Here is a 23,170-nt window from a genome sequence, read left to right on the forward strand (position 1 = left end):
AAAAAAAATTATTTAATTTTATTTTCGTAATCTTGTAATTGATGATAAATACCATCTATAAAAACTATTGAATTTTCAGTACGGTACAATAAGAAATATTTAGTTTTATCTAAATTCAATCTTCGATATCCCTTGCTTCGAAGTCTCGGATTCAAACACAATTGAAATGACTCAGCAGAATTACTTAATACGAACTTTCCATTTTCAACAGAATCGATAAAATGATTTGCCGCTTGTATATTACGCAAGTGAAAAAGAAGATATTCTACAATAGAATCCATATCTTCCATTGCATTTTCAGTAAATATTACTTTATAATCCATATTTATTTCTAATGCTATCTATTGCTATATCTGCATCTATTACTTTGCCTTCTCTAGATTGAACTCTAGAAGAAGCAAGTCTATCCAAAAACTCATCTTCTGTCATAATTTTCATTTCTTTTGTTTTATTGAATTTTTTAATTTCAAAAGGAATTCCATCATAAGCAACTGCTTGAGTTAAAAACATGCGAATTGCACTCGTTGTATCTGTACCTAATTCCTTAAATAATGCATCTGCCTTAGACTTTAAATCATCATCCACCCTTACTTGAATAGTAGACATACAGCATCACCTCCACATTTAAATTATATGCAATTTCATTGCTATTGTACATAAAAAGTATTACTTATTAATTACAGTTACATTATTTTGTATCCAATAGGATCTGAATGATTCATTTGTCAAATTTATAAATCAGTCGATAGCAACAGACTTTTATGAATTAATTCCTCATTTACATCTTTAAAGTTCACAGGATGATTATCAAAACATTGATATTTACGTCTTGCAATCATCATAATCTTTTGTGTTGCACCTCTACCTACTTCATCATTATCCAAATGCAAAACAATAATTTGAACATTGGGATTTCTTTCTAAAAAGGCATTTAATGCTATTGGCATATCAGCTTCCGTCTTTGCTGCTATCTTTTCACAAGCTCCACCTAAAGATAAGTAATTAAAAGACTTGTAATCAACATCCTCCATTTTTAATAGTGTCATATAAGACAACAAATCAATGACTGCTTCAAAAACATGAAGAACATTGCTTTCTTTATTTTGATAATTAAAACTAAAAGCCTTATTGCTTCCTGTATGTTCTAATTTAAAATCTTTAAATATATTTCGCTTAAATGCATAAGCAGGCATATCACCATCGTATCCAACAAACACAGCATTTCGAAAATTTGCTGACTGATAAAGCATCCCTTTAGAAATAAAATAATCAACAATTTCTCTATCTATTTTTCGTGTTTCACACAAATAACGAATCACTAAATTATTGTTTTTATCTTTCTCAGGAAGCTCGAATGGTTTAGTTTCTTTTTTATGATAATACGTAACAACTGGATCACTAATATTCATTAAACTTGCTAAATAGTTACACGCTTCTTTAAAATCATATCCTTCTACAGCAATCAAATAATCCAATGCAGTCGTACCACCTACACCTTGCGACCACCAATACCACTTACCGTTTGAAAAGTGCAATGATTCATGTTCTCTATGATAGTAATCCTTCTTTCCATTTTTTACTAATAGTGAAGGATGATAGTTATTTAAATAATCAAATGCCGATAGTGTCCTAACATTTTCAAGAACCGATTTCCGAATAAACTTTTTGCTCATTTTTCCAACTCCTTTAGTTTAGGGGCCACCATTCCAATACCATTCTGTTTACAAAAGCTTCTTACGGCATTTGGATTTTCTTTGATAGAAAGTTCTTTGCCTTCCGTATAAATAGTTTGTACTTTATACTTTTGATCAACAACATTTGTGAGCCATTCATGCATAAAATGATTCAGTTCTCGAGCACGAGTTGAATCTCCATCTACTCTTTCAAAGTATTGAAGTGAATCCTGCTGATAGGTCTGTGGATATAGCATCCTGTTCTTTTTATCGACAGTAAATTCGACATCTGGATCAGCCATCACATCACCATTTAAAACATAGTTATGAGCCATAGCCAATCGATCATCACCAATAATTTCGATATTTAAATCCATATAATTAGGTGTTCCATATTTCATATAATATGCACTGTTTGTTAATAACGGACTGGCTATTTTTTCGAATAACTCATAGTTTCTTCTTTCAATCGAATGATCCATAAACCAGGATTGTTTTGGATCAAATTCTTCATTCATAAATGCATCATAACAAGCACTATGCAAAGCAAATTGATAGACTTCATTATTCTGATACAAATGATCTTGTACTCTATATTCTTTGTTATCTGTTAAAAGATTCGATATTTCTTGATCAATCGTTTCATGAATATCTGAGGTTGTAATATTTGAATCTGACATAACTTCTTTATACTTTTCCATCATGGATACAATTTTAAGTACAATATCATGATTCAATTCTTCCATTTCCACTGGAGTAATATATTGATTTTCCTTTTCTAACATATGCAAATTCTCCTTAAACACAGGTTCTATTAGTTCGATCATTTCGTGTGCTTTACTCTGAATGTTTACTAAAATAGATTTCAATTCACTGTAATCCTTGTTGGCATAAGACGCGATATAGCCAAATGAATATTCAGAAGTATCAATTCCAAAATGATCACAAATAACAAAAGCCAACGATTCTGCTTCAATTTCTCGTTGGCTTTGGTTTTTATCAGTTTCTTTATGAAGTATGCTATGAGCATACTCATGTATTAATGTTTTTGCGGTTTGTAAATCCTCTAAATCCTTATTAATGACAATCTTATCTTTCCTTGGCGAATAATATCCTTTAGCCCCAGTCATAAAACTAAGATCTTCAGTTTCTGTTTTAAATTCAATTGGTATTGTACATACAGACTGTATAGTTTGAATAATTGCTTTCACTTCATTACTAGAACCTGTCAAATCATGCACTAAAGATGGAAGAGGATCTCCTGAAGTTTGTGAAATATCAAAGACTGTCGTTGTCTTAAAATGAGTCAGATTAACTACACGCATTTCCTGGACTGGATTTCCAGATTCATCTAAAATCACATTTCCATTCTCGTCGTGTTTATTCATTAATCTATCTTCTTTCGTTGTAACCGGAGCTAGAATCATCAATCCTTTTTCACCCTTATTTACATGACGATTAAAGTTTGTCTGCCAGGCACGATATCCAGCTACCAAACTAGCCTCCGGCTTCTGCGACAATATTAATAATGTGTTATTCAAGGAATAACTATGAAACTTACTTAAACAGGATAGATACCGTTTAAAAGATTCAGAAGAATAAACATCCTTTACTCCCTGCTCAATCATCGAAAAAGCCTGTTTAGTTTTCTCATCTTGAGGTTTAAATTCTGCCATTACATCACCATCCTCCCTAAATCAAGCAAAAAGAAAAGCATCTATTCATATAGACGCTCCTTTTCCTCTTGTTCTTTTAATATTTTTTCAACTTTTCTTTTCTCTTCTTCCATTAATCAACGTGGTTTAAAAACTTCATGAGATTTTTCAATCCAATATTATTTTGCTTCTTCAGAGAATCCCAATTTTATTTCCTTACTCACGCAAATATAGCCTCCATTTCAATAGTATTTTCATTTTACAAACTGTATGCTTTTCAAACTAAGAATCTTTTAACTTTTTAAATTTTTACATAGCACTAATTTTCCAATTTTATTTCTCCTAATGAAATAAGATCTCTAAACACATTTTCTATTGAGCTATTGCTAAGTGAGGTGCAAAGTTCCCGAATATCCCGCTTATTGAAACGACCTATTTTATACATACTTGCTTTTCTTACCATTTCTAGAGCAGAAAGTCCAGTTTCAACGAGGGAAAAACGATTCTCAAAATCTTTGTAGACTTCAAGAATGGTTCCAAGTAAATACTTAATGAATGGATAAATGTCTATATTTGAACTAAAGAACCTAAAATCAAAGTAATATAGGTTTAGTTTTGTAGACCACCATGGAAGGATTGTTTGTCCTATTACGCCCATCACAGTCGATATAATAAAAATCAGAAAATATTCATTTTAAGCTTAACTTTCATACAAAAGCCTCAAATTAATTCATCATGATTTCTTTAATTCTTCCTTATATAATTCAACAATATAAGAAGGTCCATTGCACCAAAGTCTTGTTGCTGGATCATATAATGCTTTTCCTGTCTTTGAACATAAAAAATCTGTTAGTACATCATTTCTGTTTTTACCTGTATCAGCTACAATTTCATCTATTACCATAGTTATTAATAAGTCAATTGTATAGTCCATTTTTTCTTTCGAGATTTTTACTTCAGCCATATCTTTTCACCACCCACAAATTTTAGACACTCAATAGCTGCTTCCGTTTTGAAACAATACTGATTTTCTAGTTTGTTAGGTAATAATTGTTTTATGCAAAAATCATCCGCTTCTTTTTCGCCTACTATTCCAAATGCACCCGCAAGGTAAGCTGTGAGGGTAGCGTTTGTTGCATCATCTGCAATTTTACCAACAATCACGTCATATTTTTTCATTTTTTGTTCTACATCCATAAAAAATTTCTTTTTTCGATGTGCAGCAATGCAATGCAACCAATTTATATCTGCTTTTTCAAAAACATGAGTATTAAGCTGAGGGGATAGTTTTAGTTCATAAATTGAAATATATCCATATTTTTGATTTTCATTAATCATGCCTGTTGCTAATGCTTTAACTATAGAAGTTTTCAAAAAGCTTTCTGCTTGTTTTTTTGATGTAGTTAAATAAAAACCTTGTCCAAAATCTTTTCTTTTCGCACATTTATAAAGATCAGGTTGTCTTACTTCACAATAACTTCCATGATAAAGGATGAGCCCATTTTTCAATTCAAGCATAGAATTTCATCTCCTTTTTCTCAAGATAATCTTTGATATCCTCAAGAACAACTTCATCGCTTTCACAATGAAAAATTCCATAACATTTCTCTATATATTCAAGAACATTGGCTTTCTGGAATAAATCTATAATTTGTTCAATTGTCATGTGCCATTCTTCTGCAGCCAATCTAATAATTCTTGTTTGCATAAAAGTAATTTCTTCTTTTTCACTCATTATAGATTCCTCCCAATTTAATAACAGCATTTAGTTCTAAAATATCAAATGTTTAAATTATAAATTTACATTGTTAGAACTCATTGTCTTTATTGATGACAAAGTATAATATACTCTTTAAAAGTTACATTAATATTTTAGCATTTCTAATATATTAAATACTACTTTCATTTGATAAAACTAGCATATTTATTAGCATTCACGCAAAAATCAATGTTACGAATATCCATCAAGTTCTCACATACTTGAAGTTGTCATTCCAAAACCAGGACACCAGCGCAACCGGACATTTGTGTAAATGAAAGAGCCGGAAAATCTTTTCTCAGTTCTTCAACGACAAAGTAGATTTCATCATTATCCCATGTGTCTCCTGCCTTCAATTTACACTGTTCTAAATCCTTTTGTGTTTCAAAGGCAACATCGCCGATTATAATTTTACCGTTTTCCTTTAAGTGATTGCGCAATTCTAGAAAGAAATCTTTCTTTTGATTATCCGTCAAATGATGCAAAGAGTATGTCGCAACAATGTAATCATATTGAAAGTTACGTAATGGTTCGACAAGCTCTTTCGAAAAGTCCCCCTGATATAAATGTGCATTGGGCATTTTCTCAGATGCCAGCTCAATCATCCTAGATGAAAAGTCCTGTCCATATATGGTACACCCTTGCTCATATAGCTTTGTTGTTAATGTACCTGTCCCAAACCCAATATCCAAAACAATAGCATTTTCAGTTTTCATTATAGTCTGAAAAATGAATCCAAGTACCTTTTTGTAACCAGCAAAAGGATATGTGTTTTTCTCATCAGAAATGCCGACAGTTTTGTCGTAACCATCTGCCCAAAGATCAAACTCTTTTTTATCTAGCATATTTACTCCCTCCATAACTTCTAATTTATCTAGCTAAATAATATCATACACCTTAGTTTTTAAACATTTGCTATATTAACCAATTTAGCTAGAATTACAATTCTCTTATTGTTACCTCTTGTATCACAAGTAACCAAAGTCATTAATCGATCATCTTTATTTACTGAAACACCAGTCTTATACAATCCCCTATTAATGGAATCTGATATAAATGCATTAAATGAATTTGTTGAATCCCATTCTGTTTGTGTGAATTCTAAAGAATCGTTCAAGTCATTTAAATCAACATTCATTACTCCAAATATTTGATATGTTCTAGTTTCATCTTCAGTAATAAACTTAAACGTATCATGCTTTTTATAATAGTTCTGATCTATATAACTCATCAAAGGTGTAAAAATAATGTTATCCCATTTACTAGAATGGCCATAGATTACAACATTTTTTGAATCTATATTTCCATCTGCCGATACAAATGGTATTCCGGCATTGGCATATTCTTTGTTGATATTCTTACGAACATAATAATCATTATTTGGGGCTTGTACAATCGGCTCATAAATAATTCGATCATCAAATTCTAAAATACCCACAACATCTTTATTTGTTTTTTTCAACAAAGATAAAGAAAGCTCCTTTTCAGAAGCTTTCTCATTTCCTTTAATTGATTCTTTTTTAGTCGTTTTTGTTTCTACATAATAATCCGAATAATCATAAGATTTCTTTGCAGTAACCTGATTGTAGATAACTCCACCAATCAATCCCACTACAAGTAGTGCAGCTGCTATTTTTATTCTTTTATATTTCATACTATTTATACCCCAGTATTTGGAACAACGATACGTGCATTTTCAAAATAATAAATAATTGTATCAGTTTCCTCATCTGCCTCTACTTTATAAGCTTTAGACTTATCAGCTAACTGATAAGAAGTAGGTGCTTTAATTTCTTTGAACTCATATTCATGTCCATAAATAGCATCCGCTAATACTGCTTTTCCATCTTTTACAACATGTTTTGTTACTTTGTCATCTCCAACTTTTCTTGAATAATAAATGTCATCATCAATATCTAAAACAATCTGTTTGTTTTCATCTGTTTTTACTGTCTTGATAATTTTAGAGAAGTCTTCTTTTTTAGAGATTTCATACTCTTCATCTTTTTCTTCTCCAGTAATCATCAATTGACCACTTGCTAAAGTAGTAACATAAGCATCTGCTGTCTTATCATATACTTCAAAAATTGCTCCATTCAAGAAATGATCATGATGATCTTTATCCACTTTATTGACATCTAATTCTAAACGGCGTTTTTCATTATAAAGATTCATTGAAACTGTTACAGTAGATTTAGTTGTATCTTCGTCATAATCGAAAGTAAAGTCATGCTTTTCTTCATCCAATTTGAAGCCTACATTTGTTTCCAATTCCTTAACATAGTATTCGCCTGTTGGAAGATCCAACTGTTCAATATTCTTACCATCTTCATCAATCGTTAATGTTCCAACCAATCCATCTGCAGGAATAATTACTTTGTCGTTTAAAGTAATATCATTTTTAGAATATACTCCAAAGACAACATCTTTATATGCATCCTTATCTTCATCTTCAAATGTTTTAGTAATCTGCAAATCTAATTTTTGTCTTTCATTTACATAAGATTGTTTGATTTCAACAACATCAATCATCTGACCAGCATATTCAATATCAAAGTCATATGTGTTTCCATCTAACACAAAACCAGTTTGCGTTGCTGTTTCTTTAATAGAATACTTACCTAATTGAAGTAAAGCTGAAGTTGTTACACCATCCCCTGTTGTAAATGTATCAACTACATCTCCTTTGTGGAACCACACAGTTCCTTCTGGAGTTACAATATCTTCACGTGCTGTAATTTCATACGTAACACCTGATAAATATTTTTCTTTGTATTCTGGAGTATACAAAGTTCCATAATCTGTTTTAGATTCTTTTGCTCCTGACAACATTTCACCACTCTTTTCCACATAGACCTGGCCTTTTTGTGTTTTATTGTCAAAATTCATAAAGATTTCTGTACTAGAACCATCTACATTGATAGGAATCTCTGTATCCTTTAATACATAACCATGAGGCGCTTTGAGCTCCACCAATTTATATTCACCATACTTTAATGGAGAAGGCAAATGTACAGATCCATCTTCATCCGTTTTAAATACATCCGTTGTATATTTTTTAGGATATGTTACTTCTTGTGTTACATAATTTCCATCTGCATCTTTGATTTTAAATTCTACTCCAGCTGCTGGGATACGTTTTCCAGTTTCACTGTCCGTTTTATAGATAGTCAATTCAGCTTTGATCGTATCATTGTAGATGTTATAGAAATATGTCTTTTGATCTTTGTCGATTTTCACTTCAAACGGTTCTAAAATATCATAACCAGCTGTTTCGTGTTCTTTAACGATATAAGTTCCATATGGAAGATAGTCACTAATAGCTCGACCATCTTCATCCGTAGTCAATGTTGATACGACTTTACCTGTCGATTTTAAAATAATATCAAATTTAAATCCTTCACCAGGCTTTTGAACATTGCTTTGGAATAATCCATATTTCTCTTTATCAATCGTTTTCGCAATTTCAATACGTCCTTTAATGACTTGATCTTTAATGGTTGTAGGAAAAGTTGAAGGAGTGTTATCACCTGAATATTCTAAAGTTACAGAATTACAATTGTTGTTTGTGAGATATCCTTCAGGAGATGTGACTTCACAAACATTCAATGTTGTTCCAACAGGATACTTTTTAGATTTTACTTTTGATCCATTTGTTGTAATGGTTTCAAGTGTATTGCCACTTGTATCTTTAATCGCAAAGGTTGCTCCATTAAATGTGGTATCCCCTTGTGTTTTATTGCTTGTTTCAGCATCTTGTTTTTCCACTTCAATATCCGCATATATCAAATCAAAATTTAATTTGAAATTTGGTGTTGGATCACTACGAGTAGCCATATAAATGACTTTTTGATCAGAACCAGCACCATAGATGATATGAACATCTCTTGCGGTTTTTGTACGACCAAAAGTGATTGTCTTATCATAGTTTTCAGACGTAATAGAAACAGTTAAGTTATTTCCACTTACAGAGGCATTGATTCCATTGGCATTCGTAATAGAGTAATTACCTAAGGTTCCTTTTGTATCTGTTAAAGTAACAGGTGTATTTAAACCCATCGTGATTGTCTGATTATTGAAAGAAGGTCTTCCTTGTGGCTGACTCCTTAAAGCATTGATTGTATTAATTTCACCAGAAACATCTAATGGAGTTACACCATCTGGTAAATATGGATCATACCATCCAGATACCACTTGCCAAATCAATAGCTGTGTAGCCACATAATAATTGTCTGTTTCATGTCCTGGATACGAATACCCATAATAATTGATTTCCCATATAGCTTGTCTTTGACTTTCTGACAAATCATCCCATTTTGTTGTGTTAACAGGATAATCATGGTTTAAATCAAACAGTGTATCTGGTTCTATGCAGAACACGATATTTCCATCTACTGTTAATTTTCGAATATAGTCATACCCATAAACTCCCATTCCATTGATTCTAGCCAATCTTTCAGATGCGAATCCTGGTGTTAATCTAGCATAAGGATTTGTATACATATCTTCATATGCTTCGGGAAACACATTTTCTGCTGTGCCAAGTTCAGTAATTATTTCTGTGGCTTCACTGTAATCCTCATTGGAATCCGTTTCTTGAGCATGTACAGTAAGCGTATTTGTCATTGAATTCAATATCACAAGTGTTGTTAAGAAAAACTTACTTGCTTTCTTCAATATGTTTTTCATATCTCATTTTTCCTTTCGTTTAAATTGTTGCAACAAAAAAGACGAGAAAATCTCGCCAAAGTATTTATTCAATTGTCATTTATCACATCCTTACTGAATCAAGTTTCCATTACTCCAAAGATTCAAACCATAATAGGCAATACTATGATCATTTCGATAAACAGGCTGTACAGAATAGTTTGTGATTTCAATATCGCCAATATACATCACTTCATCCAGATAATACATTCCTGCAGCATCTGCCTCAGCTTGTGAACCATAGGTTGCAAAATAAAAGTTGGTATCCAAAATCACATCACAACTTACATCTGGATTGACACCACCAGGACAAGCATAACTTGGTCTTGCTGGTTCAGGAGTAGGTGTAGGTTCTACTACAGGTTCTTGTTTGGATTCACTAGGCTTTTCAACAGGTTGACTTACAACATCAGTATTCGATTTATCTGATGTATTAGAACTGTTTGAAGTTGAAGCTTTTTGATCTGAACCAGAAGAACGCTTAGTAGAACTTTCTTTCTTGTAATTTTGTTTTTTACCTTCCGAAGAAACACTTGTTGTCTTAGATTCACTTTTACTTGTCAATTTTTCTTTCTGTTTTTCTTCTTTGGACTCAGTTTTTTTAATTGTATCTCCAGTACTTGTTTTCTCATCCTTGTCAACATTTTCATATTCACTAACCGTAGTTTCATGTTTACTAACGCTTGTAGAAGTATCTTCAGTAAACTTTTCCACTGTAGGAATAGATACATCCTGATTCATATTAAAGATGATTCCGGAACCAACAAGTACACTTGAAACACATAATGCAATTAACTTTCTTTTCATTGTTTTTACCTCCAATTGTATGTCTTGATAAATATCTCTATCTTAAAAATACAAGTTCTTATAAATAATTACCTAGATACAAATATTTCTACTTACTAAATAACAACATTTTTTCTTTTTCGGTAGGTAATAAAGATTACTTCGGTAGGTAGGAGGGGTTTTAGGGGAGGTAACAGTCACACGTCTTGGTGCAAAGACAAACTGCCCCTCCAACAGTTTGGAACTAATCACAAGTAGAAAAAAAGCAGTTGCATATTCAACTACCGTTCTTGTTCTCGTGATCTTTTCTTTGCCCAATTTTCCAGCAAGTGAATCATTAAATCTTTCTTCTTGCCTGGTGTGAAGTCCTTGGGAAAATATTTATCAATCTCTTTCATTTGAAAAGATAACTTTTCTCTTTGATTTGGTTTTTCCTCAGATAAAGTATCTTCAATGAATTCTGTAGTCAGTTCGCCATCATGACTCAATCGTTTGAATTCCTGGCATTGAGCTAAGGATGGTGTTCTTTGGTTTTCGACAATCGCATTGGCTAAATCAAACTGTTCAGATTCTGTTAAATACGAAAGTTCAACAGCTGGATTAAATGCAATCTTGATTTCATTTTCATGTCGTCCATCTACCATTTCCTGTAATGGTTCAATCAGATAGGTTAAGCGGATAAATCTTTTGATTTGATTCTTACTAATTCCTAATTGCTCAGCAAGTATTTCATTTGTACGAGTGCTCGTTGACTTCGGCCCAACTTGGGCCGAAGTTGGTTTATCATATTCAATTGGAATATCAGTAATATCGATATCTACTTTTTTGCCTTGATGTTTCATGGCTTCCAGTCGCATTTTATAGGCATAGCCACGTTCACTAGGATAAATGTTTTCTCGTTGTATATTGGAATCGACCATTAAGATTGTTGCCTGGTCATCATCCAAATCACGGATAATTACATTCATTTCTTTTCTTCCTAGCTGTGACAAGGCAAATTTACGCCTGTGACCAGAAATCATTTCATACGTTCCATCTTTTTTAGGACGAACTAATGCAGGCATCAGCATATCATTTTCTTTAATGGAATCGATAAGCTTTGCCATATCCTCATCCATTGTGACATGGAAGGGATGTTCTTTAAAATCTGTAATCTTATCTAAAGGGATCGTCATTACTTTTTCACTATTGGCTTCCTGTCTTTCTTTTTCTGTAGAAAACAAAGAGTCATAGCTAGGCAATCCTAAATCTAGTTTTGGCAAATGTGCCACCTCCTTTAAAATAGAGTGAGTTGTATCGTGTTTTTCATTGTTCGATGGTTCCATTCATCAATAGCCTGGTCTGCATTTTGTATGGTTTGTGTCCTAGCAGAACACAAGGTACATGCAACATATTGACCATAATAACCATTGATTCTTTTGCTATCCCAGTCAATCAACAAATGAGCTGTAGCATGACAATAGGGACATCTTTTAATTCTAGTCATTTAACAATTCGAAAGACTCAACAACTACATTGATTGAATACTGCTTTTTACCATCTTTTTCATAAGAGCTTGTACGAAGATTGCCTACAATGCAAAATCTTGTATCTTTATCACCATGTTTACAGATTTCATTTGCTAAATCACCGAATGCAATACAGTTAATATAATCTGTCCATGGTTTCTTTCCCTCTCTTAAACAAGCTAAAGAGAACTTCACAAAAGTATTTCCTTTTCCATTTCTGGATACTTCAATATCTCTTGTCAAAGTTCCAAATAATTCCACATGATTGTTTTTCATCACAATTCTCCTAACGACTCATTTCTTCTTTATGTTTTACTTTTGGATTTTTCATCAATTCTTTTGTCAGATTGTCATAGGCAACAGCCACTTTAGAATCTTTGGCATATGCATAGATACTTTTACCGGAAATCGATGCTTCACTAGCTTTTGTTGCTTTTGGAATGATCGTGTCAAATACACGAATATTCTTTCCAAAGCTTTCTCGTATCGTATCAATCGTACTTTTGGTAATATTGGTGTTTAGATCCGCAAGTGTCATTACAATTCCAGTAATCTTCAAATTACTATTGATTTTACGCTGCACTTTATTGACCGTCTGTAACAATTTTGTCATTCCTTTAGCTGGCAAATACTGTGTCTGTACTGGTATTAATACTTCATCTGCAGCAGACAATGCATTCACCGTAAGCATACCAAGAGATGGTGGGCAATCAATAAAGATGTAATCATATTTACTTCTTAATGGTTCAATACAATTACTTAATGTCTGTTCCCGGTTGATAACACTGACTAACCGCATTTCAAAATCAGCAAGTTCAATATTTGCAGGAATCAGATCTACATCTTCTTCATGATGTAAAATCAATACATCATAATCGATCTCATTGTCATTGATATAATCATCCAGCATAGAAGAAACGGAATGTTCGAGTGCATCATTGTTTTTCCAACCTAAACAGCTTGTGAGATCGCCCTGCGGATCAAAATCCACAATCAATACATCCAATCCCTGTCGAGATAAACCAATTGCCACATTCTCTGTCGTTGTTGTTTTACCAACACCGCCTTTTTGATTCGTGACTGCGATTACTTTACATTTACGCATAATAAAAACTCCTTTCCACACAATCAGTCAAACCACTGATTATGTAAAAAAGGAGTAAGAGAAAAGTAGTATATTCTTGATCTCTTTTAGGTAATTTGGGAAGATGTCTGTAGGTTCGGAAATGCCTTATTAGCTGGACTACCTGATTTTATTAGCTGGCACCCTCTAAAATATCCGTGTTCTTTCCTAGAACATTAGAAGCATTAAAATCACAATCATCATCGAAATTTTACCAAGAAAAAAGTGATAAAATCGATTGATTTCATCACTAATTTCATATAGTCAAAAAGTGCTATAAAGCCCTTATTTATAGGCATATGGTGCCCCCGAAAGGAGTCGAACCTTCGACCTGCAGTTTAGGAAACTGATGCTCTATCCACTGAGCTACGGAGGCATTTCACTATTCAATTTTAACACTTTTTTTGCCATTTATCCCAAACCCTTAGGTAGTATGTGCCTACTACTTAGGAGGCGAATGCTCTATCCAACTGAGCTACTGGGACACATCATGATTTTAACACAATTCTGTAAAATCAACGATTGTTTTTACATGGTTTTCTTCAAACACCTTTTGATTGTTTGGATTTACTAAACCAATACACTCAATATTTAATAATCGCGCTGTATTGATCGCATACATCGAATCCTCAAATACAATTGCACTTTCTGCAGTTGTATTTAAATCTTTCAATACATACTCATAGATATCCACTTCTCTTTTTGACATCTTTAATTCATCCGCAGAATATACATTTTCCATATATTCCAACATGCCAAGTCGATCTAGTACTTTTTCAGATAATACCCTTGTATTGGATGTTAATACAGCCATCTTTTTATTTTCTGAAGCACACTTTTTTATATAATCCAAAGCACCCTTCTTTGCCTCAATATGATATGCATATTGATTCATGATATCTTCATTCACTTCATTAAACATCCAAACCTCATCTTGTTTGGTATGAAATCTTTCTTTGATGTATGTTAAAACCTCCGAAAATTTCATCGTAAAAAAGATTTTACGAGCCTCTTCCATACTCATATCCAAATCCATCTTTTTAAATAAATGAATGATGGCATCTTCCCATACGTGCATCGATTCAATTAATGTATCATCTAAATCAAAAAGTATTGTTTCCATATTTCACCTAAATGGTGCGCCTGACAGGGCTCGAACCTGCAACCGCCAGAATCGGAATCTGATACTCTATCCAGTTGAGCTACAGGCGCATCACTTGATAATTATAGCCTAAATTAGTTTCATAATCCATTAAAATGTGGTATAAAAGTTAAGGTATATTTTAGGAGGAGAAAAATTTTTCATGGCAAAACGAATTATTCAAGTTGAAGAAAAAGTACCCGCAAATCTGCTGATACCATTAAGTATTCAACACATGTTCGCAATGTTTGGAGCCAGTGTATTAGTACCATTCTTATTCGGTATTAACCCAGCTATCGTACTATTCATGAACGGTATCGGAACATTGTTATTTATTTTTATCACAAAAGGAAAAGCACCAGCCTATTTAGGAAGTAGCTTTGCCTTTATTGCTCCCGCAAATATTATTATCGCAAAATTCGGTTATCCATACGCATGCGGTGGATTCGTTGCGGTAGGTTTTTGTGGATGTTTATTGGCATTGATTATCAAGAAATTTGGAACAAAATGGATTGATATTGTACTACCATCTGCTGCAATGGGACCTGTTGTTGCACTAATTGGTCTAGAACTATCTTCATCTGCTGCAAGTACAGCCGGAATTCTAGGCGATAACATCGACCCTAAAAACGTAATTGTTTTTGCGGTTACACTAGGTATGGCCGTTATTGGAAGTGTATGCTTCAAAAAATTCTTAAGCGTAATCCCAATCTTGATTGCCGTAGTTACAGGATACTTAACTGCCGTTGTAGTAGGTATTGTTGACTTTACTCCAGTTCTTCAAGCAAGCTTTATTTCAATCCCAAACTTCCAAGCACCAAAATTCAGTATGGATGCCATTCTAATGATGCTTCCCGTATTATTAGTTATCGCATCGGAACACATTGGTCACCAAATCGTTACAGGTGAAGTTGTAGGAAGAAACTTAATTGAAGATCCAGGACTACACCGCTCATTATTCGCAGATAACTTCTCAACCATGATTTCAGGTTTAATTGGATCTGTTCCAACCACAACTTACGGAGAAAACATTGGAGTTATGGCTATCACTGGCGTATACAGCGTACAAGTTATTGCCGGAGCTGCCATCTTATCTATCGTCTGTTCATTCATTGGTCCATTATCTGCCTTGATTCAAACAATCCCAAATCCAGTTATTGGTGGAATAAGCTTCTTACTATACGGTATGATTGGTACAAGTGGATTAAGAATTCTAGTAGACCAAAAGGTTGACTATGGAAAAAGCGTAAACATGATCTTAACATCCGTTGTATTCGTTGTTGGATTAAGTGGAGTAACCATTCACTTAGGAAACATTTCCTTATCCGGAATGGTACTAGCTTGTATCACAGGCATGATCATGTCATTACTATTCTATATCTTTGAAAAATTCCATTTATTAAACGAAGAAGAATAAAATAAAAATTGTCATCATTCACGATGACAATTTTTTTAATATCTTGCATCATAATAAATCGATGCTTTTACTTTATCCGTATGCTCTTTACCACAAAGTTTTTCTAGAATCGCAAACGCAAATTCAATACTTGCAGCTGCACTTACACCCGTAATAATGTTTCCATCTGTAACGGCATATTCATATTGGTATTTACCACCAAAATCTTCATCCATATCTTTAAAACAAGTATATTTCTTACCCTTTAAGATACCTTCATGACCTAAAATCGTTGGAGAAGCACAAATAGCTGCCAACACCTTATTTTCGGCAAACTCATGAACTAACTTTAATACTTCTTCATTTTTTTCTAACTTTTGATAATGTGGACCACCAGGTAATACTAAACAATCCACATCACTAAAGTCATACGTATTCATTGGATATACACTTGAGTAAGTTACTCCAAAACGACCTGTAACCTGTTCTTCATTGTTGACACCAATCATATCCACATCAAGTCCACCACGTCTAAGTAGGGCAATTGGACCCATCGCTTCTAATTCTTCAAAACCATTTTCTAATAAAACTGCAACTTTCACGTTCATCACCTCTTAAAATAAGTATACAACAGAGTATAATAATTGTGAAAGGTTGTGATTTTATGAAAGAAACAAAAACAGAAGCCATATCATCTGCCATTCTATGCATCTTATCTGGCTTAGTCTTATGTATATTTAACGTATCCATATTAACAACAATTACACGTGTTATTGGATTGATATTTTTAGTCATCGCGATTCTATTTCTATATACCTATTTTAAGAAAAGAAATAGTACAACACTCACAACGCTTATATTAAGTCTGTTCTTATTATCTGCAGGCCTATATATGAGTTTAGACCCTAAGAAATTTATCAGTATTTTGCCTATGCTTGTAGGAATTGTATTGATTATCAATTCCCTATCTCATTTTCAAAAAGTACTACTCTTAAAAGATAATGGATTTGAAAAATGGAAAGTCAATCTTGCAGGAGCTATATTCATTCTAATCATTGGTATTGTGCTACTTATGAAACCCATTCAATCTTTAGACTTTATTTTCTCACTAACAGGAGCCTTCTTAGTTTTAAATGGAATTCTTATCTTTGTAGATCAATATTTCATTCAAAAAACGAATTCATAAATTGAAGTACACCACTCTCATTATTTGTATAGTCGCTTATATATTTAGCGACTTTTTTTGCCTGTGCACTCCCATTTTTCATCGCAACACCATATCCACAAGACGCCAGTAAATCTACATCATTTCCATTATCCCCAAATGCCATTACACTAGAAATGGATACATGTTTCTTTTGACATATATATCGAATGGCTTCAAGCTTACCCACATCCCTTTTACATAATTCAGTCCCAAGTTTTCCTACATCATAAAAGCGATATTCTGGATATTGTTTTTTAAACTTTTTAATCTGAAACCCCACAAAACAAACCTTGTCATAAAACGAATTATTTAACACAACATCCTTTTCAAATTTCGTTTTCTGTAGTGATTTTATATAATGCGAATTCAAAGGAACAAGCGAAAATATCTTCTTAACAATATTCATGACAGAAACATCAAACATTGTATAACCACCATTTTGCCAGACATAACTAATCAAATGATGCTTTTTAGCTTCTTTTGCGATCTCTCTTACTTCATCCTTGGATAAACGAGTAAAACTCTTTGTTTCTCCATCCAAAAAATCATGAATTTCTAAACCGTTTGAACTAGCCACAAAACCTTTGTATTCTCTTAGTTTTAATTTTTTGATAACCTCACCTAATTCTTCATAAAACCTTCCAGTCACGATTCCAACTACAATGCCCTTTTGTTCAAGTTCAATGATTTTATGAATCGTATCATTATCAATATGTTTATGCGAATCATATAGTGTTCCGTCTAAATCAAAAACAATAATTTTAACCATTTTTTACCTCTTCGCTAGAAAACCTACTAAATATATATTATTATAATAGAAAGAAAAGGGGAATAAATAATGAAAATATCTACAAAAGGACGCTATGCCCTTCGTCTACTTATAGATTTAGCTCAACATAATGATTCAGGCTTTATCACACTAAAAGACATTGCCGCAAGACAAAATATCTCAAAAAAATATTTAGAACAAATTGTTCCAATTCTTACTAAGGGCGGAATGGTTCAATCCAATCGCGGTTTTCAAGGTGGATACAAACTATCTAAGAGTCCAGAACAAATCTGTGTATATGATGTATTAGTCGCAACCGAAGGAAACTTATCCTGTGTTGCCTGTCTAGATTCTGATGTAAATACATGTCCTAGAAAAGAAGATTGTGCAACACTTTATATTTATGAAGGATTAAATCAAGTGATTGAAACCTATTTGAAAGGAATCACACTTCAAGATATTTTAAGTCACGAACAAAGCTTTGATTACGTAATCTAAGCTTTTCTTTTACTTTTTGTAAAGATAATATTACAATAATAAATATGAAATGAGGTTAATTTATTATGAAAACTGAAACAAAATGTTTACATGCAGGCTATGAGCCAAAAAATGGTGAGCCTAGGGAAGTTCCAATTTATCAAAGTACTACTTTTAAATATGATTCAAGTCTTCAAATGGGAAGATTATTCGATTTAGAAGACAGTGGATATTTCTATTCACGCCTTCAAAACCCAACGAATGATATTGTCGCAAGTAAGATTGCTGCATTAGAAGGTGGAATTGCCGCAATGCTTACATCAAGTGGACAAGCCGCTAACTTCTTTGCGGTATTCAACATTTGTGAAGCCGGAGATCACTTAATTGCTTCTAGTGCTATCTATGGCGGAACATACAACCTATTTGGTGTGACAATGAAGAAAATGGGTATCGATTGTACATTTGTAGATCCTGAAATCAGTGCAGAAGATCTTCAAAAAGAATTCAAGCCAAACACAAAATGTGTCTTTGGAGAAACAATCACAAATCCAACAGTACGTATTTTCGATATTGAAAAATTTGCGAAAGTCGCACACGCAAACGGAGTTCCATTAATCATCGACAACACATTCGCTACACCAATTATGTGTCAACCAATCCAATGGGGAGCTGATATTGTTACTCACTCAACTACAAAATATATGGATGGACATGCATCTTGTGTAGGTGGTGCTATTGTAGATAGTGGTAACTTTAACTGGTTAGAACACGCAGAAAAATATCCAGGACTAACTACACCGGATGAATCTTATCATGGTATTGTATATGCCGAAAAATTCGGTAAATTAGCATATATCACAAAAGCTACAAGCCAATTAATGCGTGATTTAGGATCAATTCAAGCACCTCAAAATGCATATTATCTAAACTTAGGATTAGAATCATTAGCTGTACGTATGAAGGCACATTGTGCAAATGCACTAGCTGTAGCCAAATATTTAGAAGCCAATGAAGATGTGGCTTGGGTTAAATATGCAGACCTTGAAAGTGATCCTCATCATGAATTAGCTAAGAAATATTGTCCAAACGGAACTTGTGGTGTATTGTCATTTGGATTAAAAGCTGATCGTGATCAAACTGAAAAATTCATGGACAGCTTAAAATTAGCTTCTATCGTAACCCATGTTGCCGACGCTAAAACTTGTCTATTACACCCTGCAAGTCATACTCACCGTCAGATGAGTGAGGAACAATTAAAAGAAGCAGGTGTTGCTCCAGATTTAATTCGTTTCTCTGTAGGGCTTGAAGATGCACAAGACATTATCGATGATCTGCAACAAGCACTTGATGCCATGAAAGCTTAGTCTTTTACAGAATGGAATTTTCCATTCTGTTTTTTTTCGAGTATAATAAGATGTATACAAAAAAGGAGTTGTTTATATATGCCAATCAACATACCCGATGCTTTACCCGCAAAAGACATATTAGAAAGTGAAAAAATCTTTGCGATTGAAGATAAAAGTGCACATAGACAAAGAATCCGACCATTAAAAATCGTAATTCTAAATCTAATGCCTAAAAAAATAGAAACAGAAACCCAAATCTTACGACTCATTTCTAAAAGTGCACTACAAGTTGATATTGATTTTATGATGGTAAAAAACCATGTTTCTAAAAATACAAGCCAAGATCATTTAGTTAAATTCTATACATACTTTGAAAAATTAAAAGATAATTATTACGATGGAATGATCATTACAGGAGCTCCTGTCGAACATCTAGAATATGAAGATGTCGATTATTGGAATGAACTTGAAGAAATCATGGAATGGTCTAAAACTCACGTCTATTCCACACTACATATTTGTTGGGGAGCCCAAGCCGGACTGTATTATCATTATGGAATTCAAAAACATATCTTGCCAGAAAAAGTATTCGGCATCTTCCCAGAACAATTAGTCGATGAATATGACTTTTTAACCAATGGCTTCGACGAAATTCACTATACTCCGCATTCAAGACATACGGCTATTGATGAAGAGGCAGTTAAAAAAGTGAAATGCTTATCCATCCTATCTAAGAATGATGAAATTGGTTCAAACATCATTGTCACAAAAGATTATCGTCAAATCTTTATTCTTGGTCATTTAGAATATGGAAAAGAAACATTAAAAGATGAATATTTCAGAGATTTAAAAGCCAATAAACCCATCCATATTCCATTCAACTATTTCCCGGATGATGATCCAGAAAAAGAACCAATCTTAAAATGGAGAAGCCATGCCAATCTTCTATATCGAAACTGGCTAAACTATGTATATCAATTGACGCCATTTGAAATTGAAGAAATTGGAAAAATAAAAGAACCCATTGGTACGGGTTCTAGAGAAGATCATGGCTATGCCAAGACTTTTACGAAGTAATTTTTTACTTCGTTTTTTTATTCTGCAAACATTGGAGTGGATAAATAACGCTCACCTGTATCTGGCAATAATACAACGATTGTCTTACCCTTGTTTTCTGGGCGTTTTGCGATTTGAATAGCCGCATATGTAGCAGCACCACTTGAAATACCCACTAACATACCTTCATTATGTGCAATTAAGCGACCTGTTTCATAGGCTTGTTCATTTGTGACTGTAAACACTTCATCATATACACTTGTATCCAAAGTATTTGGAACAAAACCAGCACCAATACCTTGAATACCATGAGGACCTGCATGACCTTCAGATAATACTGGACTTGTTGCAGGTTCAACCGCAACCAATTTCACATTTGGATTTTGATCCTTCAAATATTTACCTGTACCACTTACAGTACCACCAGTCCCAACACCGGCAACAAAGATACCAACTTTTCCTTCTGTATCCTTCCAAATTTCTGGACCCGTAGATTCATAATGAGCCTGAGGATTTGATGGATTTTCAAACTGACTTGGAATAAAACTATTTGGTGTAGCTGCAGCCAATTCCTGAGCTTTCGCAATAGCACCCTTCATACCTGCCTTACCATCTGTTAAAACAACTTTTGCGCCATACGCCTTCAACAAATTACGACGCTCTACACTCATTGTTTCAGGCATTGTCATAATAGCCTTATATCCCTTAGCTGCTGCAACAGAGGCAATACCAATACCTGTATTTCCGCTTGTTGGTTCAATCAATGTAGCACCCGGTTTAATCAAACCTTTTTTCTCTGCATCTTCAATCATTTTCTTTGCGATACGATCCTTTACACTTCCAGCTGGATTAAAGAATTCTACCTTCGCAACAACGCTAGCTTCTAAACCTTCTTTTTCTTCGATGTGTGTTAATTCTACTAATGGTGTATTTCCAATTAAATCTGAAATTGCTTTATATACTGTCATTTTCTTTTCCTCCTATTAAACAAATTCAATATTATTTATTTAAAGAGCTACAACATCGCTTCATAATCAGTACCTCCACTTACTATTCCTAGTAACTTTATAGGCATTATAGGGGTTTGTTTTTCCAAAGTCAACAAAAAAGTGATGGAAATTTATCCATCACTAATCCAACAACTCTAACTGATACTCCATCAAACACTCATTGGTTTCATATACACTCTTATGATTCTCAATACAATATATCAATAATGCATCTCTTTTTACCTTTGGATACAACATTCCGTTATTCGATAAAGACAATAAGTTATTTGTCATACGCAAATCTAAACCTAAGCCTAGACTTAACTGAATCACCTTATCTTTGTTGGGAACCTTTGAACCATCAAAGATTTGATACCCATAATTCCTTTGAATCGTTGTCTTCGATAATACTTGTGCCTTAGACATATGCTTAGCATCAATGATATGATTTAAATATTCTGAAAAAGTTAAATCATCTAGACTTTCCATTAAAGTGTTTAATCCATCACTCTTTGTTTCTTGAATTGTTTTTAATAATTGATTTGTTTCTGCCATAATACTTATAATATACACAAGAAAGAGCAATTTATGAAGACTTTACAAATAATTAAACAAGATAACGACAAAACCATTTCATTAGTAGAACACGAAACAACACACACTAAATATATCCAAAAAGAATTAAATTATTATGATAAGACTCTTTATCAAACACTTCAAAAAATAAAGAGTCCTTATTTACCTAAAATATTTGTGGTCCAAGAAAATGACAACCATTTAATTCTAATTGAAGAATATATTGAAGGAAACACTTTGGATCAACAAATTCTTTCAAAAGAAGATGTAAGAAATATTATGCATCAACTATGTGAGTGTTTAAATTCATTACACAAATTAGACCCACCTATCGTTCATCGTGACATCAAACCAGAAAATATTATCTATCACAATAATAAGGTGACACTCCTTGATTTTGGGATTGCACGTTTTTTAGATTCCAAAAAAAATAAAGACACTCTTATCTTAGGCAGTGTTGGCTATGCAGCACCTGAACAATTTGGTTTTCAACAATCCAATCCACAAACAGACATATATGCCTTGGGTAAATTAATGAACTACTTATTGAATGGTTCTTTAGAACATCAAGATAATATACCACTTGATTTAAAACATATCATTATTAAGGCAACTCAATTAGATTATAAGAATCGCTATAATTCTGTTAATGAAATGGACTTAGCTATCCAAGGAAAATCAGTTATTATCCCACCCTTTAATCATGAAACACTTAAATCAAAGCTAGTCTCTCTAGCATGGATTCTATTTATATTTATACTTGTAGTCGATATGGAACCAGGAGACACCATTAAAAATAGCTTTATCAATAAGCTAAGTTGTTTTATGTTTATATATTTCGGTTTATTCCTTTTTTACAACAAGAATCTATTTCATAGATATATGCCAAAAATACCATGGCCCATCCTTTATTCCATTATTTTCTTTCTATTTTTATGTTTAGACGTATGGTTTTTTATGTGGATGGATTCCCTAATTTAAATGTATGCTCGTGGCATACCA

General features: G+C 33.1%; 26 protein-coding genes and 2 tRNA genes. 6 read left to right on the top strand and 22 right to left on the bottom strand.

All coding sequences use genetic code 11. The annotated features are described in order from the left end of the window. Positions 1-8: 8 nt before the first annotated feature. The 18 genes from Q0E86_RS01035 to Q0E86_RS01115 all read right to left on the bottom strand — a co-directional run bounded on the left by Q0E86_RS01035 (position 9) and on the right by Q0E86_RS01115 (position 14,423). A complete protein-coding gene (locus tag Q0E86_RS01035) occupies positions 9-323 on the bottom strand; it encodes a type II toxin-antitoxin system RelE/ParE family toxin (protein ID WP_295750444.1) in 315 nt (104 codons plus the stop codon). Then, positions 313-606 carry a type II toxin-antitoxin system RelB/DinJ family antitoxin gene (locus Q0E86_RS01040; protein WP_117992559.1) on the bottom strand — a complete coding sequence of 98 codons (294 nt, stop codon included), beginning with the start codon at positions 604-606 and terminating at the stop codon, positions 313-315. Before Q0E86_RS01040 ends, Q0E86_RS01035 begins: the two co-directional genes overlap by 11 nt. Before the next feature lie 125 nt (positions 607-731). Beyond that, the gene (locus Q0E86_RS01045; RefSeq protein WP_295750441.1) at positions 732-1,673 is read right to left on the bottom strand and encodes a DUF3991 and TOPRIM domain-containing protein; all 942 of its coding nucleotides are present in this window, start codon (positions 1,671-1,673) and stop codon (positions 732-734) included. Then, positions 1,670-3,349, bottom strand: a complete 1,680-nt coding sequence (locus Q0E86_RS01050) for a DUF6908 domain-containing protein (RefSeq protein ID WP_295750438.1) — start codon at positions 3,347-3,349, stop codon at positions 1,670-1,672. Before Q0E86_RS01050 ends, Q0E86_RS01045 begins: the two co-directional genes overlap by 4 nt. Before the next feature lie 712 nt (positions 3,350-4,061). Then, entirely contained in the window at positions 4,062-4,292 is a 231-nt protein-coding gene (locus tag Q0E86_RS01055) for a hypothetical protein (protein ID WP_295750433.1), read from the bottom strand. After that, entirely contained in the window at positions 4,280-4,846 is a 567-nt protein-coding gene (locus Q0E86_RS01060; RefSeq protein WP_295750430.1) for a DUF3990 domain-containing protein, read from the bottom strand. Before Q0E86_RS01060 ends, Q0E86_RS01055 begins: the two co-directional genes overlap by 13 nt. Next, positions 4,839-5,063, bottom strand: coding sequence for a DUF3791 domain-containing protein (locus Q0E86_RS01065; protein ID WP_295750426.1), 225 nt, complete (start codon positions 5,061-5,063; stop codon positions 4,839-4,841). Before Q0E86_RS01065 ends, Q0E86_RS01060 begins: the two co-directional genes overlap by 8 nt. A gap of 254 nt (positions 5,064-5,317) precedes the next feature. Next, positions 5,318-5,932, bottom strand: coding sequence for a class I SAM-dependent methyltransferase (locus Q0E86_RS01070; protein WP_295750424.1), 615 nt, complete (start codon positions 5,930-5,932; stop codon positions 5,318-5,320). A gap of 59 nt (positions 5,933-5,991) precedes the next feature. Beyond that, complete coding sequence (locus tag Q0E86_RS01075) at positions 5,992-6,741, bottom strand: class B sortase (RefSeq protein ID WP_295750422.1); 750 nt, start codon at positions 6,739-6,741, stop codon at positions 5,992-5,994. A 5-nt stretch (positions 6,742-6,746) separates the two neighbouring features. Beyond that, positions 6,747-9,776, bottom strand: a complete 3,030-nt coding sequence (locus tag Q0E86_RS01080; RefSeq protein WP_295754099.1) for a SpaA isopeptide-forming pilin-related protein — start codon at positions 9,774-9,776, stop codon at positions 6,747-6,749. A gap of 90 nt (positions 9,777-9,866) precedes the next feature. Continuing rightward, positions 9,867-10,601, bottom strand: coding sequence for a hypothetical protein (locus tag Q0E86_RS01085; protein ID WP_295754100.1), 735 nt, complete (start codon positions 10,599-10,601; stop codon positions 9,867-9,869). Between the two features lie 260 nt (positions 10,602-10,861). Next, entirely contained in the window at positions 10,862-11,851 is a 990-nt protein-coding gene (locus tag Q0E86_RS01090) for a ParB/RepB/Spo0J family partition protein (protein ID WP_295754121.1), read from the bottom strand. Between the two features lie 5 nt (positions 11,852-11,856). Next, on the bottom strand, positions 11,857-12,066 hold the full coding sequence (locus Q0E86_RS11140) for a Lar family restriction alleviation protein (protein WP_367117369.1): 210 nt from the start codon (positions 12,064-12,066) through the stop codon (positions 11,857-11,859). Then, positions 12,059-12,364, bottom strand: a complete 306-nt coding sequence (locus Q0E86_RS01095) for a single-stranded DNA-binding protein (protein ID WP_295754101.1) — start codon at positions 12,362-12,364, stop codon at positions 12,059-12,061. The genes Q0E86_RS11140 and Q0E86_RS01095 overlap by 8 nt, the downstream gene beginning before the upstream one ends. 10 nt (positions 12,365-12,374) lie before the next feature. Next, positions 12,375-13,193, bottom strand: a complete 819-nt coding sequence (locus Q0E86_RS01100) for a ParA family protein (RefSeq protein ID WP_295754102.1) — start codon at positions 13,191-13,193, stop codon at positions 12,375-12,377. A 318-nt stretch (positions 13,194-13,511) separates the two neighbouring features. Further along, positions 13,512-13,587: transfer RNA gene (locus Q0E86_RS01105), tRNA-Arg, on the bottom strand. Between the two features lie 120 nt (positions 13,588-13,707). After that, positions 13,708-14,334, bottom strand: a complete 627-nt coding sequence (locus Q0E86_RS01110; RefSeq protein ID WP_295754103.1) for an HAD family phosphatase — start codon at positions 14,332-14,334, stop codon at positions 13,708-13,710. A 12-nt stretch (positions 14,335-14,346) separates the two neighbouring features. After that, a tRNA-Arg gene (locus Q0E86_RS01115) sits at positions 14,347-14,423 on the bottom strand. A 92-nt stretch (positions 14,424-14,515) separates the two neighbouring features. Here Q0E86_RS01115 and uraA point away from each other — a divergent pair. Further along, complete coding sequence (gene uraA / locus Q0E86_RS01120; protein ID WP_295754104.1) at positions 14,516-15,769, top strand: uracil permease; 1,254 nt, start codon at positions 14,516-14,518, stop codon at positions 15,767-15,769. A gap of 35 nt (positions 15,770-15,804) precedes the next feature. Here uraA and Q0E86_RS01125 read toward each other — a convergent pair whose 3' ends face one another. Further along, a complete protein-coding gene (locus Q0E86_RS01125; RefSeq protein ID WP_295754105.1) occupies positions 15,805-16,350 on the bottom strand; it encodes a DJ-1 family glyoxalase III in 546 nt (181 codons plus the stop codon). A 62-nt stretch (positions 16,351-16,412) separates the two neighbouring features. On the opposite strand from Q0E86_RS01125, the gene Q0E86_RS01130 reads away from it, so the two are divergent. After that, complete coding sequence (locus Q0E86_RS01130; protein WP_295754106.1) at positions 16,413-16,934, top strand: DUF308 domain-containing protein; 522 nt, start codon at positions 16,413-16,415, stop codon at positions 16,932-16,934. On the opposite strand, the gene Q0E86_RS01135 is transcribed toward Q0E86_RS01130, so the two are convergent. Continuing rightward, positions 16,912-17,724 carry an HAD family hydrolase gene (locus tag Q0E86_RS01135; protein ID WP_295754107.1) on the bottom strand — a complete coding sequence of 271 codons (813 nt, stop codon included), beginning with the start codon at positions 17,722-17,724 and terminating at the stop codon, positions 16,912-16,914. The two genes, Q0E86_RS01130 and Q0E86_RS01135, sit on opposite strands and share 23 nt — an antisense overlap. Before the next feature lie 69 nt (positions 17,725-17,793). On the opposite strand from Q0E86_RS01135, the gene Q0E86_RS01140 reads away from it, so the two are divergent. From Q0E86_RS01140 to metA, 3 genes are all read left to right on the top strand, one after another. Further along, positions 17,794-18,222, top strand: coding sequence for an Rrf2 family transcriptional regulator (locus Q0E86_RS01140; RefSeq protein WP_295754108.1), 429 nt, complete (start codon positions 17,794-17,796; stop codon positions 18,220-18,222). A 65-nt stretch (positions 18,223-18,287) separates the two neighbouring features. Further along, positions 18,288-19,565 (top strand): O-acetylhomoserine aminocarboxypropyltransferase/cysteine synthase family protein, encoded by a 1,278-nt coding sequence (locus tag Q0E86_RS01145; protein ID WP_117571368.1) that lies wholly within the window; start codon positions 18,288-18,290, stop codon positions 19,563-19,565. 78 nt (positions 19,566-19,643) lie between these two features. Beyond that, positions 19,644-20,624, top strand: coding sequence for a homoserine O-succinyltransferase (gene metA, locus Q0E86_RS01150; protein WP_295754109.1), 981 nt, complete (start codon positions 19,644-19,646; stop codon positions 20,622-20,624). A gap of 17 nt (positions 20,625-20,641) precedes the next feature. On the opposite strand, the gene cysK is transcribed toward metA, so the two are convergent. Together cysK and Q0E86_RS01160 are read right to left on the bottom strand one after the other, a co-directional pair. Beyond that, complete coding sequence (cysK, locus tag Q0E86_RS01155) at positions 20,642-21,571, bottom strand: cysteine synthase A (protein ID WP_295754110.1); 930 nt, start codon at positions 21,569-21,571, stop codon at positions 20,642-20,644. Positions 21,572-21,733: 162 nt separating this feature from the next. Next, complete coding sequence (locus Q0E86_RS01160) at positions 21,734-22,147, bottom strand: hypothetical protein (RefSeq protein ID WP_295754111.1); 414 nt, start codon at positions 22,145-22,147, stop codon at positions 21,734-21,736. Between the two features lie 33 nt (positions 22,148-22,180). Here Q0E86_RS01160 and Q0E86_RS01165 point away from each other — a divergent pair, with 33 nt between their 5' ends. After that, complete coding sequence (locus Q0E86_RS01165; RefSeq protein WP_295754112.1) at positions 22,181-23,149, top strand: serine/threonine-protein kinase; 969 nt, start codon at positions 22,181-22,183, stop codon at positions 23,147-23,149. Positions 23,150-23,170 lie beyond the last annotated feature (21 nt).

It is taken from the genome of uncultured Holdemanella sp., assembly GCF_934754935.1.
Classification (GTDB): domain Bacteria; phylum Bacillota_I; class Bacilli_A; order Erysipelotrichales; family Erysipelotrichaceae; genus Holdemanella.

What these genes read in the sequence shown, in the direction of transcription:
- Q0E86_RS01085 (WP_295754100.1), bottom strand. Translation starts at nt 10,601, where the DNA reads ATGAAAAGAAAGTTAATTGCATTATGTGTTTCAAGTGTACTTGTTGGT.
- Q0E86_RS01035 (WP_295750444.1), bottom strand. Translation starts at nt 323, where the DNA reads ATGGATTATAAAGTAATATTTACTGAAAATGCAATGGAAGATATGGAT.
- Q0E86_RS01130 (WP_295754106.1), top strand. Translation starts at nt 16,413, where the DNA reads ATGAAAGAAACAAAAACAGAAGCCATATCATCTGCCATTCTATGCATC.
- Q0E86_RS01095 (WP_295754101.1), bottom strand. Translation starts at nt 12,364, where the DNA reads ATGAAAAACAATCATGTGGAATTATTTGGAACTTTGACAAGAGATATT.
- Q0E86_RS01110 (WP_295754103.1), bottom strand. Translation starts at nt 14,334, where the DNA reads ATGGAAACAATACTTTTTGATTTAGATGATACATTAATTGAATCGATG.
- Q0E86_RS01145 (WP_117571368.1), top strand. Translation starts at nt 18,288, where the DNA reads ATGAAAACTGAAACAAAATGTTTACATGCAGGCTATGAGCCAAAAAAT.
- Q0E86_RS01055 (WP_295750433.1), bottom strand. Translation starts at nt 4,292, where the DNA reads ATGGCTGAAGTAAAAATCTCGAAAGAAAAAATGGACTATACAATTGAC.
- uraA (WP_295754104.1), top strand. Translation starts at nt 14,516, where the DNA reads ATGGCAAAACGAATTATTCAAGTTGAAGAAAAAGTACCCGCAAATCTG.
- Q0E86_RS01140 (WP_295754108.1), top strand. Translation starts at nt 17,794, where the DNA reads ATGAAAATATCTACAAAAGGACGCTATGCCCTTCGTCTACTTATAGAT.
- Q0E86_RS11140 (WP_367117369.1), bottom strand. Translation starts at nt 12,066, where the DNA reads ATGACTAGAATTAAAAGATGTCCCTATTGTCATGCTACAGCTCATTTG.
- Q0E86_RS01075 (WP_295750422.1), bottom strand. Translation starts at nt 6,741, where the DNA reads ATGAAATATAAAAGAATAAAAATAGCAGCTGCACTACTTGTAGTGGGA.
- Q0E86_RS01050 (WP_295750438.1), bottom strand. Translation starts at nt 3,349, where the DNA reads ATGGCAGAATTTAAACCTCAAGATGAGAAAACTAAACAGGCTTTTTCG.
- Q0E86_RS01160 (WP_295754111.1), bottom strand. Translation starts at nt 22,147, where the DNA reads ATGGCAGAAACAAATCAATTATTAAAAACAATTCAAGAAACAAAGAGT.
- Q0E86_RS01040 (WP_117992559.1), bottom strand. Translation starts at nt 606, where the DNA reads ATGTCTACTATTCAAGTAAGGGTGGATGATGATTTAAAGTCTAAGGCA.
- Q0E86_RS01100 (WP_295754102.1), bottom strand. Translation starts at nt 13,193, where the DNA reads ATGCGTAAATGTAAAGTAATCGCAGTCACGAATCAAAAAGGCGGTGTT.
- cysK (WP_295754110.1), bottom strand. Translation starts at nt 21,571, where the DNA reads ATGACAGTATATAAAGCAATTTCAGATTTAATTGGAAATACACCATTA.
- Q0E86_RS01165 (WP_295754112.1), top strand. Translation starts at nt 22,181, where the DNA reads ATGAAGACTTTACAAATAATTAAACAAGATAACGACAAAACCATTTCA.
- Q0E86_RS01045 (WP_295750441.1), bottom strand. Translation starts at nt 1,673, where the DNA reads ATGAGCAAAAAGTTTATTCGGAAATCGGTTCTTGAAAATGTTAGGACA.
- Q0E86_RS01070 (WP_295750424.1), bottom strand. Translation starts at nt 5,932, where the DNA reads ATGCTAGATAAAAAAGAGTTTGATCTTTGGGCAGATGGTTACGACAAA.
- Q0E86_RS01080 (WP_295754099.1), bottom strand. Translation starts at nt 9,776, where the DNA reads ATGAAAAACATATTGAAGAAAGCAAGTAAGTTTTTCTTAACAACACTT.
- Q0E86_RS01060 (WP_295750430.1), bottom strand. Translation starts at nt 4,846, where the DNA reads ATGCTTGAATTGAAAAATGGGCTCATCCTTTATCATGGAAGTTATTGT.
- Q0E86_RS01135 (WP_295754107.1), bottom strand. Translation starts at nt 17,724, where the DNA reads ATGGTTAAAATTATTGTTTTTGATTTAGACGGAACACTATATGATTCG.
- metA (WP_295754109.1), top strand. Translation starts at nt 19,644, where the DNA reads ATGCCAATCAACATACCCGATGCTTTACCCGCAAAAGACATATTAGAA.
- Q0E86_RS01065 (WP_295750426.1), bottom strand. Translation starts at nt 5,063, where the DNA reads ATGAGTGAAAAAGAAGAAATTACTTTTATGCAAACAAGAATTATTAGA.